The organism is Streptomyces sp. CC224B, from assembly GCF_030010595.1.
In the GTDB taxonomy this organism is placed as follows: domain Bacteria; phylum Actinomycetota; class Actinomycetes; order Streptomycetales; family Streptomycetaceae; genus Streptomyces; species Streptomyces longispororuber.
In genome coordinates, this window is sequence record NZ_JASCXL010000183.1 from 1 (window position 1) to 11,559 (window position 11,559).

Annotated in this window: 11 protein-coding genes and 1 tRNA gene; 7 read left to right on the forward strand and 5 right to left on the reverse strand. The window is 72.9% G+C overall.

Annotated elements, in window-relative coordinates:
* Nucleotides 1–126 precede the first annotated feature (126 nt).
* Nucleotides 127–702, reverse strand: coding sequence for a SigE family RNA polymerase sigma factor (locus tag QK440_RS39580; protein ID WP_282798110.1), 576 nt, complete (start codon nt 700–702; stop codon nt 127–129).
* A 241-nt stretch (nt 703–943) separates the two neighbouring features.
* Here QK440_RS39580 and QK440_RS39585 point away from each other — a divergent pair, with 241 nt between their 5' ends.
* The gene (locus QK440_RS39585; RefSeq protein ID WP_282798111.1) at nt 944–1,843 is read left to right on the forward strand and encodes a L,D-transpeptidase; all 900 of its coding nucleotides are present in this window, start codon (nt 944–946) and stop codon (nt 1,841–1,843) included.
* Between the two features lie 69 nt (nt 1,844–1,912).
* On the opposite strand, the gene QK440_RS39590 is transcribed toward QK440_RS39585, so the two are convergent.
* Nucleotides 1,913–1,987, reverse strand: a tRNA-Cys gene (locus QK440_RS39590).
* Nucleotides 1,988–2,219: 232 nt separating this feature from the next.
* On the opposite strand from QK440_RS39590, the gene QK440_RS39595 reads away from it, so the two are divergent.
* A complete protein-coding gene (locus tag QK440_RS39595; RefSeq protein ID WP_282798112.1) occupies nt 2,220–3,398 on the forward strand; it encodes a serine hydrolase domain-containing protein in 1,179 nt (392 codons plus the stop codon).
* A 14-nt stretch (nt 3,399–3,412) separates the two neighbouring features.
* Here the strand turns inward: QK440_RS39595 and QK440_RS39600 are convergent, their stop codons facing one another.
* Complete coding sequence (locus QK440_RS39600; RefSeq protein ID WP_282798113.1) at nt 3,413–3,844, reverse strand: ATP-binding protein; 432 nt, start codon at nt 3,842–3,844, stop codon at nt 3,413–3,415.
* A 157-nt stretch (nt 3,845–4,001) separates the two neighbouring features.
* Here QK440_RS39600 and QK440_RS39605 point away from each other — a divergent pair, with 157 nt between their 5' ends.
* Both QK440_RS39605 and QK440_RS39610 read left to right on the forward strand, forming a co-directional pair.
* Entirely contained in the window at nt 4,002–4,856 is an 855-nt protein-coding gene (locus tag QK440_RS39605) for a helix-turn-helix transcriptional regulator (RefSeq protein ID WP_282798114.1), read from the forward strand.
* The gene (locus QK440_RS39610) at nt 4,853–5,188 is read left to right on the forward strand and encodes a DUF397 domain-containing protein (RefSeq protein ID WP_282798115.1); all 336 of its coding nucleotides are present in this window, start codon (nt 4,853–4,855) and stop codon (nt 5,186–5,188) included. The genes QK440_RS39605 and QK440_RS39610 overlap by 4 nt, the downstream gene beginning before the upstream one ends.
* 15 nt (nt 5,189–5,203) lie before the next feature.
* Here QK440_RS39610 and QK440_RS39615 read toward each other — a convergent pair whose 3' ends face one another.
* Together QK440_RS39615 and QK440_RS39620 are read right to left on the reverse strand one after the other, a co-directional pair.
* Nucleotides 5,204–6,031 carry a tyrosinase family protein gene (locus tag QK440_RS39615; protein ID WP_282798116.1) on the reverse strand — a complete coding sequence of 276 codons (828 nt, stop codon included), beginning with the start codon at nt 6,029–6,031 and terminating at the stop codon, nt 5,204–5,206.
* Between the two features lie 17 nt (nt 6,032–6,048).
* A complete protein-coding gene (locus tag QK440_RS39620; RefSeq protein ID WP_282798117.1) occupies nt 6,049–6,453 on the reverse strand; it encodes a tyrosinase cofactor in 405 nt (134 codons plus the stop codon).
* Nucleotides 6,454–6,839: 386 nt separating this feature from the next.
* On the opposite strand from QK440_RS39620, the gene QK440_RS39625 reads away from it, so the two are divergent.
* The 3 genes from QK440_RS39625 to QK440_RS39635 all read left to right on the forward strand — a co-directional run bounded on the left by QK440_RS39625 (nt 6,840) and on the right by QK440_RS39635 (nt 11,486).
* Nucleotides 6,840–7,517, forward strand: a complete 678-nt coding sequence (locus QK440_RS39625) for a hypothetical protein (RefSeq protein WP_282798118.1) — start codon at nt 6,840–6,842, stop codon at nt 7,515–7,517.
* Between the two features lie 154 nt (nt 7,518–7,671).
* Nucleotides 7,672–9,555, forward strand: coding sequence for an MFS transporter (locus QK440_RS39630; protein WP_282798119.1), 1,884 nt, complete (start codon nt 7,672–7,674; stop codon nt 9,553–9,555).
* A 134-nt stretch (nt 9,556–9,689) separates the two neighbouring features.
* Nucleotides 9,690–11,486, forward strand: coding sequence for a DEAD/DEAH box helicase (locus tag QK440_RS39635; protein ID WP_282798120.1), 1,797 nt, complete (start codon nt 9,690–9,692; stop codon nt 11,484–11,486).
* The last annotated feature ends 73 nt before the right edge of the window (nt 11,487–11,559 follow it).

Sequence of the window (11,559 nt, forward strand, 5' to 3'; positions counted from 1 at the left end):
GCGGCGTGCGGGCGCCGGCGCCGGGCCGCGGCGCGGCGGCGGACCTGCGCGCCCGCCGTGGGCGCGGGCGCCTCACCGCTCCCGGCGAGGTCGCGCAGCGCGGCGGACAGCTCGCGCGGGGACAGGTCATCGGACACGGCCGCTCTCCTTCTCGCCGTTCCGGTCCGGGATCTCGCCGTTCCGGCGCGGGGTCTCGCCGTTCCGGCCCGGGATCTCCAGGGCGCCGGTCTCGCCGGGGGCCAGGAGCGCGGCCAGGGCCGCCCGGCCGCGGGCGAGCCGGGCCTTGACCGTGCCGGTCGGGGCCCCGGTCTCGGTGGCCACCTGCTCCACGCTCAGGTCGCACAGGTGGTGCAGCACGATGGCGAGGCGCTGGGCCTCCGGGAGCTGCCGCAGGGCCTGCACCAGGGCGAGGTGCTCCGGCCCCGGGCCCGGCGCGTGCTCGGGCGGCGGGGTGCGGCGCACCAGCTCCAGCCAGCGCCGGGCCCGCCGCCAGTGGCTGACCGCGAGCCGCATCGCGACCGTACGGATCCACGCCTCCGGGGCCTCGGCGGCGAGGAAGTCGCGCCGCCGGTCCCAGGCGCGGACGAACGCCTCCTGGACGACGTCCTGGGCCTGCCCGTGGTCCCCGGTGAAGGCGTACACCTGGCCGACGACGCGCGGGAACGCCGACGCGTAGAACGCGTCGAACTCGTCCTCCGTCATGCCGCTCCCACGGGTCCCGGAACTTCTCCGCTTCGCATGCAACCCGGTGACCCCCGGCATGCGTACAGGTCCCGTACATCGAAGCACACCACACAGGGGGGCTCTGTTGACCAGGGGAACCGCAGGAACCGCAGGAACCGTAGGAACCGCAGGAATCAGGGGAACCACAGAAACCAGGGGGATCGCAGGCACCAGGGGGGTCGCAGGAACCAAGGGGTCGCGGCGGCTCGCGGGGGCGGCCGTGGCCGGGGTCTGCGCCCTGCTGCTCGCGGGCTGCGGCGGCGGGAGCAGCGGGGGAGACGGCGCGTCCGGCGGGTCCGGTGCCGGGGAGCGGGCCGGTGCGGCGGCCCCGGCCCGGAAGGCGGTCCCGCGCGCGGAGCCGCTGCCAAAGGCGCTGCGGAAGGGCGCCGAGGTGAACGTCTCCGACGGGCAGACCGTCGGCGTCGGCATGCCGCTCTCGGTGACGTTCGCCCGCCCTGTGCCGGCGTCCGGGCGGGCGGCGGTGGAGAAGCGCCTGAAGGTCACCACGGACAACGGCACGACCGGCTCCTGGAGTTGGGTCAAGGACCGCAACCTGCACGACGGCCAGCGGATCGACTACCGCCCGAGGACGTACTGGAAACCGGGTACCAGGATCACCGTACGGGCGGGCAAGGCCATCGACAGGACCGTCACGGTGGGCCGCTCCCTGGTGGCCACGGTCGACGTGCGCACCCACACCATGACCGTCGTGAAGGCCGGGACGACCCGTCGTGTCCCCGTCACGGCGGGTGCTCCGGGGATGGACACCTGGAACGGCACGATGGTCGTCTCCGACAAGCAGCGCCGCGTCTTCATGGACTCCCGGACCGTCGGCTACGGGGACGCGTACAAGGGCTACTACGACTACGCGGTGCACCTGACGACGTCCGGCACCTACCTGCACCAGAACCCGAAGGCCGACACCTACGCGGGCCGCACCAACGTGACGCACGGCTGCATAGGCCTCGCCACGGACGGCACCGCCCGCCGCTTCTACGAGGAGGTCGTCCCCGGGGACGTCATCCGCGTGACCGGCTCCAAGGAGACGGTGGCCCCGGGGAACGGGTACGGGGACTGGAACGTGCCGTGGGACGAGTGGAAGGCGGGCAGCGCGCTGTAAGCCACGGCTGTGCCCTTGGCCGAGGTTGCGGCTGGGGTTGCGGCTGCGGCAGTGGCTGCCGCTCGGACGTGGAGGCCGTGACCGGAATCGAACCGGTGTGCTTCGCTTTGCAGGCGAATCCCTAAACCACTCGGGCACACGGCCAAGCTGTGCTCTCTTGTCGTCGACCGTAGGCGGTGGCCGTGGCCTCCTCAAGGACATGGCCACCGCTGCAACGGGACTGCCACACGCCGTTCATGAAGGTGGGCGGGGGAGCGGTGGTTGGGCAGGGGAGCGGCGGGGAAGGGAGGGCGGTCACGGGCTAGGGGTGAACTCGGGGGTGGGGTGGGGGACTTCCCGGATGCGGGCGGGGGGGGGGCGTGGCGACCATGGACGCATGACTTCTCAGTGGATCTCGCGCCGGGCGCTGGCCCGCGGCTCGGCGGCGGCAGGCGTCGCGCTGCTCGCGGCGGCGGGCGGTGTGGGCGGGGTGCACGTCGCGGCGGCCCGGGCGACGAGACAAGGCGCGTGGGACACCGAGGCGCTGCACGCCGCGCTCCGTGACCTGGCGCACCCGCCGGCCACCTCCGCGCAGCTCGCCGCCGCCCACGGCAAGGACCGGTGGTACGGCAGCACGGGCGTGACGAAGCTGGGCGGACACCGGCCGCCGCGCCCCGACGACGCCTTCCGGGCGGGCAGCGTCACCAAAACCTTCGTGGCGACGGTGGTGCTCCAGCTCTGGGCGGAGCGCCGCCTGCGCCTCGGGGATCCGATCGGGCGGCACGTCCCGGGCCTGCTGCCGCCCGCCTCCGCCGCCATCACGGTCAGACAGCTCCTGAACCACACCAGTGGGCTGCCCGACCACCGGGGCCTGCCGGACCTCCACACCCCCGAGGCCGCGCTGCGCCACCGCCACGACCGCTGGACGCCCCACGAACTGGTGGAGACGGTGGCCCACAGCGCCCCCAAGTTCACCCCGGGCACGCAGCAGGAGTACAGAGGCGTCAACTACGTCCTGCTCGCCCTGCTCATACAGGAGCTGACGGGCCGGCCGTACGGCGAGGAGGTCACGGCCCGGGTGCTGCGCCCGCTGGGGCTGCGCCGCACCTGGTTCCCCGGCACCGACCCCCGCCTGCGCGGCGCGCACGTCCGCGGGTACCTGCGCATGACGGACGGCTCCCTGCGTGACGCGACGACGTACGACCAGTCGAGCGCGTGGGGCGAGGGCGAGCTGGTGTCGACGGTGTCGGACCTGGAGCGCTTCCACGGGGCGTTGCTCTCCGGGGAGTTGCTGCCCCCGCCCGCCATGGACCGGCTCTTCGCCCTGCCGCCGGACAGGGTCCGCATGCCGGACGGCACCCCGGCCCGGTACAGCATGGGCCTCCAGCGGGTCCCGATACCCGGGGGTGTGACGCTCTGGGGAAAGACGGGCGAGACCTACGGCTACCGCACCCGGATGTTCGCCACCCGCGACCGGCGCGTGCGGTTCGTCCTGGCCTACACACCCACTCCGCTGACGGCGAAGGAGGACATGGTGGAGCGCGTGGTGCCCGCGCTCCCGCTCATACGGGCCTGACGCGCGGCGCGCGCTCACCCCGTCCCGCCCGGTGGCCCCATCTCCGCCCAGACCGTCTTCCGCGGCTCAGGCCCCGACTCGGTGCCCCAGCGGTCGGCGAGCGCCGCCACGAGGAGCAGCCCTCGCCCCGACTCGGCGTCCGGCTCCACCGGCCCGGGCGACCGGGGCAGGCACTCGCCCCGCGTGTCGGACACCTCGATCCGCAGCACGCCGCGGCCCGAGACCCGTAGCACCAGCCGGAAGCCCCGCCCCGGCACGTGCCCGTGCCGCACGGCGTTGCTGACGAGTTCGGCGACGACGAGCTCCACCGCGTCGATGGGCCGCTCCCAGGCCCGGAGTTGGCGCACGGCGGCATGACGGGCGAGCCGGGCACCACGCGGCGTGGACGGCAACCGGACACTGAACTCCCGCGCAGCAGCAAGGGCTTGTGAGGTCTCTGTGTTCATGCGTACCAGCGTGATGGAGCCCGCCTACGCTGCACCGCGATGCGACGTGCACGTACGGTGACTGTCCGGTCGCTGTCCGGCGCTGTCCCGGATGTCCTGGGTGTCGTACGGGTACGGCTGCGCGTTGAAGCGGGGCGGCACTGCGGAGGTGGGCGTGATGAGCGCGGACGGCGAAAGTGTGGACGAGGCGGGCTGGGACGTCGAGCCCGGCGACGAGATCGCCTCGGTGGTCGAGGCGTTGGGCCACCAGCAGAAACGGTGGCGCGAGGCCGCGGGCCTGACGGCGACGGAGTTCGGCGCCGCCATCGGCTACGGCGAGGACCTGGTCCGCAAGGTGGAGCGCGGGGCGCGCATCCCCCGCCCCGAGTACCTGGACGCGGCGGACGACGTCCTCAGGGCTCAAGGCTTCATCAAGGCGATGAAGGAGGAACTGGCGAGGGCGAGGTACCCGAAGAAGGTCCGAGAACTGGCAAAGCTGGAGGCGAGGGCGGTCGAGCTGTGCCTGTACAGCACCCACAACGTGCACGGGCTGCTCCAGACCCCGGACTTCGCCGAGGCACTGCTGCGGACGCGGCGCCCTGCACTGACGCGTAGCGAGCTGGAGCGAGCGGTGGCGGCTCGCATGGCACGGCAGGCGATCTACGAGCGTGACCCCGCTCCTGAGCTGAGCTTTGTCCAGGAAGAGGTGACGATTCGCAGGCCGATCGGGGGGACAATCGTCCTACGCCGACAACTCGAACGCCTGCTGGAGCTGGGCCAGTTGCCACACGTCGACATCCAGGTGATGCCGACGACCCATGGTGACCACCCTGGGACCGGTGGACGGATTCAGGTGCTGAAGTTCGGGGACGGCGCGGCCATCGGGCGTACGGACGACGAGTTCGGGGGCCGACCGGTGTCCGACCCCCGGCAACTCCGAATCCTCGAGCTGCGCTATGGCATCATCCGGGCCGAGGCTCTCACGCCGCGGGAGTCGATGGCTTTCATCGAGCAAGTGCTGGGAGAGACATGACGCGTAAGCCCTGCACCGGGGGTAGTGGTCGGCTGTATTGGTTCAAGAGCAGCTACAGCGACAGCAGCAATCCCAGCGACTGCGTCGAGGTCGCCCTGGAGTGGACCAAGAGCAGCTACAGCAGCAGCAACGAGCCCGGCGACTGCGTCGAGGTCGCGCCGGAGTGGACCAAGAGCAGCTACAGCGACAGCAGCGACATCAACGACTGCGTCGAGATAGCCACCACCCCGACCACCATCCACATACGGGACTCCAAGAACGCCGAGGGCCCCCAGCTCGCGTTCGCCTCGCGCGCCTGGCGCGACTTCGTGGCGCACGCGAGTGGGGGCTGACCGGCAGGACGAGGATCAGGCGGCCACGTCGTACGTGTAGTGCGGTCGGTGGTCGAGCATGTCGGCGGGGGTGGTGTCGCCCCACGGTCGCATGGGCTCGTTCAGGTCGACGACGTTGCGGGTGCCGGAGGCGGGGAGGTACGGGGAGCTGGGGTGGCGGGTCTGCCACTCGGTCCAGAGCTTGTCGACGTAGGCGTGGTGGAGCCAGAAGACGGGGTCGTTGGGGGAGGCCCCGGTGGCCATGTGGCCGCCGACCCAGACGTGGACGCGGTTGTGGAGGTTGACGCCGCGCCAGCCTTCGAGGTGGTTGCGGAAGCCGTCGGAGGCGCTGTTCCACGGCGGGGCGTCGTACGTGGACAGGGCGAGGACGGAGTCGACGTCGGCCTTGGTGGGGAGCTGGACGCCGTTGCCGCCGAGGTTGCGGCGCAGGAAGTCGCGGGCGTCGACGCGGACGTTGATGCGCCAGGCGCGGGTGGAGCCGGCGAAGGGGCCGTCGGTGACCTGGCCGTCGCGGCTGCGGCCGGTGCCGCCGAGGAAGTCGGGGGCCCAGAGGGAGGAGGCGGGGGTGCGGTCGGTGGTCCAGTCCCAGTAGGGGAGGGCGACGGAGGGGTCGACGGACTGCAGGGCCTGCTCGAACTGTATGAGGAAGCGGCGGTGCCAGGGCAGGAAGGACGGGGAGCGGTGGCCGACGCGGTCGCTGTCGTCGCGGTCGCTCATGATGAAGTCGTTGTGGGTGCTGACGAAGGAGTCGTAGCGTCCGTCGCGCTTGAGGGCGAGGAGAGCGTCGACGAAGCGGCGCTTCTCGTCGGCGGTGAGCTGGGCCTGGTTCTTGCGTACGGTCATGGTGACGGAGCTCCGGATCAGGCGGCGGACGAGGCGGGCGCGGCGAGCGGGACGAGGGCGGCGCCCTGGAGCTCGACGACGGCGGCGCGGGCGAGGGCGCGGGGTGTGGCCTGGGGCTCGTAGTGGTTCACGACGCTGATCCAGGTGCCGTCGGCGTTGCGCATGACGTGCAGCTCGTCGCCGTCGATGCGGACGGAGTAGCCGGTTCCGTGGTCCCCGTGGTGGCCGCCGCCGTGGCTGGGCTCGCCCTGGATGCGACGGCCGAGGTACACCTCGTCGAAGGAGCCGGGTTCCCGGCCGGGCTTGCCGCGGTCGTGCGGCGTGGCGGCCAGGGCCGGGCTGTGGGCGGCGACGACGGCGGTGAGGCCGGCGGCGGCGCTCGCGGCGGCGCCGAGGGCGCGGCGGCGGGTGATTCCGGTCATGCGTAAACCCCCAAGTGAGTGGTGCGAAGAGGGAGTTCCGGTGGTCAGCCGGGCTCCTGGGGGTCATGCGAACAGAGAAGGAGGTCAGGGCCGTAATCGGTGGGAAGGGTTGCCCGCCCTTACGGACGACTGCGCACAAATAGTGCAGAGTTGAACGGCGGTGATCTTGTGGTGCGTTCGCCGCATGGACAAGTAGTCAGCAAATCTTGCGTGGAAAGTGCAGGCTGAGCGCAAAATCTTCACGCCGAGCCCAGGGGTGGTGCCCGTGCTCACAAGGAAAAGGTGGCCGAAAGTCATACCGCACAGTCGTGGCGCGCACGCCCTGAGTAGTCGCCTGAGTACAGGTACTCAGGAGGTCTCCGGGGCGGGAGGTGAAGCTGAGCTGCATGACGACACCGCCCACGACGCCCTCGCCCGCCGCGCCCGCCCCCCAGTTCGTGCCGCCGCCTCCGCCGCCGTACGCCCCGGCAGGCCGCGGCCGCCGGTGGCGGGGCGCGGTCGTCGCGGCGGTGATCGCCGCGGTGGTGGCGGCGGGCCTGGGGACGTGGTGGTGGACGCGGGGCGACGACGGCGCCTTGGCGGGGCGGCCGCGCGTGACGGACACCGAGGCGGGCCTGTCGTACGGCATCCCGGAGGGCTGGAAGCACGACGGCAAGAAGAAGCTCATCGACGCCTTCACCACGGGGATGACGAAGAAGTCCCGCGAGGACGCGTACGGCAAGGGCACCGACGGCGGCTTCGTGGCCGCGGGCAAGGCGGGTCGGGTGCCGGAGGCGGCGCTGGCGCGGCAGACGGAGCGGGCGGCGCGCTCCAACGCGGTGTTCTTCTATCCCGAGGGCTCCTCGGAGCTGAAGGAGTCGAAGGCGACCACGGTGGACGGCCATACGGCCCACACGGTGGCCCTGGCGGTGAAGGACGGCGAGGGCGGCACGGCCCACCTCAGGCTGACGCTGATCATCGCGGACAGGAACCGCACAGCGTTCCTCCTGGGCCTGGGCATGCCCGGCACGGGCCCGGAGCGCGAAGAGGTCGACACGGTCCTGTCGACCGCGACGGTCCTCTGACCGAGGCCCCCTCCGCCGCACCACCGTCCTCCCGGCCCGGGGGAGCGGCGCCGCATTCCCGACGCAAGAGCCCCAGGGTGTACGACCAATGGCTGAGCTGCCACCCGTCCCCGGCCAGGGGATCTTGTCGGTGGTGGCTTCTACGCTGGCCTGCATGACCACCCAGGACCCCCGCGACACCGACGTCGTTCCCGTCCCAGCCGCTGCCGTGCCCGTCCCGGCCGCCGCGGAGGCGGTGGCGAATGCGGGTGATGCGGGGGCGGGTGAGGGCGGGGTGCTCGGGAAGGCCTATCGGGCCCTGAGCGTGGGGATCGTGTCCGTCGTGCTGCTGATCGCGTTCGAGGCGACCGCCGTGGGGACGGCGATGCCCGTGGCGGCGCGGGAGCTCGACGGGGTGTCGTTGTACGCCTTCGGCTTCTCCGCGTACTTCACGACCAGCCTGTTCGGGATGGTGCTCTCGGGGCAGTGGGCCGACCGGCGCGGGCCGCTCGGGCCCTTGACCGGCGGGATGGCGGCGTTCGTGGCGGGGCTGCTGCTCTCGGGGACCGCGGGGGCGATGTGGCAGTTCATCCTGGGCCGGGCCGTGCAGGGGTTCGGCGGCGGGCTCGTCATCGTGTCGCTGTACGTGGTGGTCAGCCGCGCCTATCCGGAGGCACTGCGCCCGTCGATCATGGCGGCGTTCGCGGCCGCCTGGGTGGTGCCGTCCGTGGTCGGGCCCCTGGTGGCGGGCACGGTGACCGAGCACCTCGGGTGGCGGTGGGTGTTCATCGGGGTCCCGGTGCTCGTCGCCGCGCCCCTCGCGCTCGCGCTGCCCGCCGTACGGCGCACGGCGTCGGGCCCGCTCGACCCGGCCGAGCCGGACGGCACCACCGCGTTGCCCACTCCGGCTGAGCCGGGCAGCACCGCCGCCCGGTCGGGGCCGCTCGCCCCACTTGCGCCGCACGGCACCGCTGCCCCGGCCGGTCCGTCCGCTCCGGCTGAGCCGGACAGCACTTCCGCCCCCGCCGGTCCGCTCGCTCCGGCCGTGCCGGACAGCCCCACCGCGCTGCCCACTCTGGCTGAGCCGGGCAGCCCTGCCGCCCCCGCCGGGCCCCTCGCCACAGCCGGGCCGACCAGCCCCGCCGGACCCCCCGCCCCGGCCGAGCCGACCAGCCCCGTCACCCCGCCCAAGCCGGACGCCCCGCCCAAGCCGGATGCCAGCCCCGCCGCCCCGGCCCCCGCCACCCCGCCCGACCCCCTCGACCGCCGTCGCATCCGCCTCGCTCTCGGTATCTCCCTCGGCGCCGGGCTGCTCCAGTACGCGGGTCAGGATCTGCGCTGGCTGTCCCTGGTGCCGCTGGTGCTGGGCGCCGCCGTGCTCGTGCCGTCCGTGCTCGGGCTGCTGCCCCGCGGCACCTACCGGGCCGCCCGCGGGCTGCCCTCCGTGGTGCTGCTCCGGGGCGTGGCCGCGGGCTCCTTCGTCGCCGCCGAGTCCTTCGTGCCGCTGATGCTCGTCAGCGAGCGCGGGCTCTCGCCGACCCTCGCGGGGCTCTCCCTCGCCGCGGGCGGTGCCACCTGGGCGCTCGGCTCGTACGTCCAGTCGCGGCCGCGCATGGAGCCGCACCGGGAGAAGCTCGTGGTCGTCGGCATGGTGCTCGTGGCCGCCGCCATCGCCGCCGCGCCCAGCGTGCTGATCGACGCCGTCCCGGTGTGGACGGTCGCGGTCGCCTGGGGCTTCGGCTGCCTCGGCATGGGCATGGTCATCGCCTCGACCAGCGTGCTGCTCCTGCGCCTGTCGCCCCCGCGCGACGCGGGGTCGAACTCCGCCGCGCTCCAGATATCCGACGGCCTGTCCAACGCCCTGCTGCTCGCCGCGGGCGGCGCCGCCTTCGCCGCGCTCGGCGGCGGCGCGATCGACGCCCACGGCTCCGGCGCGGACGCCGCCGCGGGCTCCCACCCGGCCGCCTTCGCCGCGGTCTTCCTGCCGATGGCGGCCGTGGCCCTGGCCGGGGCGTGGCTCGGCACCCGCCTGCGGACCCGCGCCGGGCGGCACAGCTGAGGGGCACCCGGCGGGCCGGTGTGAACCGCGTCGCACCGCGGGGCGGACCCGGGCGTCAGCCCCGGGGTGCGGTCATCCCACCGGTAGGGTGGCCCGGTTGTCGTACGTACCCGCAGCGTCAAAAAACGGAGACCGTGACTACTACAGCCGCCTCCTCGTCGCACCACCTCTCGCCCGCCTTCCCGGGGCGTGCTCCCTGGGGTACCGCCAGCAAGCTGCGCGCCTGGCAGCAGGGGGCGATGGACAAGTACATCCAGGAGCAGCCGCGCGACTTCCTCGCCGTGGCGACGCCCGGCGCCGGAAAGACGACGTTCGCCCTGACCCTCGCGTCGTGGCTGCTGCACCACCACGTCGTGCAGCAGGTCACCGTCGTCGCCCCGACCGAGCACCTGAAGAAGCAGTGGGCCGAGGCGGCGGCGCGGGTGGGCATCAAGCTGGACCCGGAGTACAGCGCGGGCCCGCTCAGCAAGGAGTACCAGGGCATCGCCGTCACCTACGCCGGTGTCGGCGTGCGGCCCATGCTGCACCGCAACCGCGTGGAGCAGCGCAAGACGCTGGTCATCCTCGACGAGATCCACCACGCCGGTGACTCGAAGTCCTGGGGCGAGGCCTGCCTGGAGGCCTTCGAGCCCGCCACGCGGCGGCTCGCCCTCACCGGTACGCCGTTCCGCTCGGACACCAACCCGATCCCCTTCGTGACGTACGAGGAGGGCAACGACGGCATCCGCCGCTCCGCCGCCGACTACACGTACGGCTACGGCAGCGCCCTCGGCGACGGCGTCGTGCGGCCCGTCATCTTCCTCTCCTACAGCGGCAACATGCGCTGGCGCACCAAGGCGGGCGACGAGATCGCCGCGCGCCTCGGCGAGCCGATGACCAAGGACGCGGTCTCCCAGGCCTGGCGCACCGCCCTCGACCCGCGCGGCGACTGGATGCCCAACGTCCTCCAGGCCGCCGACCGCCGCCTCACCGAGGTCCGCAAGGCCATCCCGGACGCCGGCGGCCTGGTCATCGCCACCGACCAGGACTCCGCGCGCGCGTACGCCAAGCTCATCCGCGAGATCACCGGCACCAGGGCCACGCTGGTGCTCTCCGACGACGCCGGGGCCTCGCAGCGCATCGACGACTTCAGCCAGAGCGACGACCGCTGGATGGTCGCCGTCCGCATGGTGTCCGAGGGCGTCGACGTGCCCCGCCTCGCGGTCGGCGTGTACGCGACGACGATCTCCACGCCGCTGTTCTTCGCCCAGGCCGTGGGCCGCTTCGTGCGCTCGCGGCGGCGCGGCGAGACCGCGTCCGTCTTCCTGCCGACGGTCCCCGACCTGCTCACCTTCGCCAACGAGATGGAGGTCGAGCGCGACCACGCCCTCGACCGGCCGAAGAAGGAGGGCGGGGAGGAGGACCCGTACGCCGAGTCCGAGAAGGAGATGGACGAGGCGAACAAGCAGCAGGACGAGGACACCGGCGAGCAGGACATGCTGCCCTTCGAGGCGCTGGAGTCCGACGCCGTCTTCGACCGGGTGCTGTACGACGGCGCCGAGTTCGGCATGCAGGCCCACCCGGGCAGCGAGGAGGAGCAGGACTACCTCGGCATCCCCGGCCTTCTGGAGCCGGACCAGGTCCAGCTCCTGCTCCAGAAGCGGCAGGCCCGGCAGATCGCGCACAGTAAGAAGAAGCCCGCCGAGGAGGCCGACCTCCTGGAGCTGCCCGCCGAGCGGCGGCCCGTCGTCTCGCACAAGGAGCTGCTCGAACTGCGCAAGCAGCTCAACACCATGGTGGGCGCGTACGTCCACCAGAGCGGCAAGCCGCACGGCGTGATCCACACCGAGCTGCGGCGGGTGTGCGGGGGGCCGCCGAGCGCGGAGGCCACGGCGGGGCAGATCCGGCAGCGGATCGCCAAGGTGCAGGAGTGGGCCACGCGCATGCGCTAGGGCGTTTCCTTCGGATCACCGCGCGGACCAGATGAAGATGGCGGCGAGGTGGAGTCCGGCCAGGTAGATGGTC

Excerpts from the sequence above, each read along its gene's own strand:
- QK440_RS39615 (WP_282798116.1), bottom strand. The coding sequence starts at position 6,031 with ATGACCGTACGCAAGAACCAGGCCCAGCTCACCGCCGACGAGAAGCGC.
- QK440_RS39600 (WP_282798113.1), bottom strand. The coding sequence starts at position 3,844 with ATGAACACAGAGACCTCACAAGCCCTTGCTGCTGCGCGGGAGTTCAGT.
- QK440_RS39610 (WP_282798115.1), top strand. The coding sequence starts at position 4,853 with ATGACGCGTAAGCCCTGCACCGGGGGTAGTGGTCGGCTGTATTGGTTC.
- QK440_RS39605 (WP_282798114.1), top strand. The coding sequence starts at position 4,002 with ATGAGCGCGGACGGCGAAAGTGTGGACGAGGCGGGCTGGGACGTCGAG.
- QK440_RS39630 (WP_282798119.1), top strand. The coding sequence starts at position 7,672 with ATGACCACCCAGGACCCCCGCGACACCGACGTCGTTCCCGTCCCAGCC.
- QK440_RS39580 (WP_282798110.1), bottom strand. The coding sequence starts at position 702 with ATGACGGAGGACGAGTTCGACGCGTTCTACGCGTCGGCGTTCCCGCGC.
- QK440_RS39625 (WP_282798118.1), top strand. The coding sequence starts at position 6,840 with ATGACGACACCGCCCACGACGCCCTCGCCCGCCGCGCCCGCCCCCCAG.
- QK440_RS39620 (WP_282798117.1), bottom strand. The coding sequence starts at position 6,453 with ATGACCGGAATCACCCGCCGCCGCGCCCTCGGCGCCGCCGCGAGCGCC.
- QK440_RS39595 (WP_282798112.1), top strand. The coding sequence starts at position 2,220 with ATGACTTCTCAGTGGATCTCGCGCCGGGCGCTGGCCCGCGGCTCGGCG.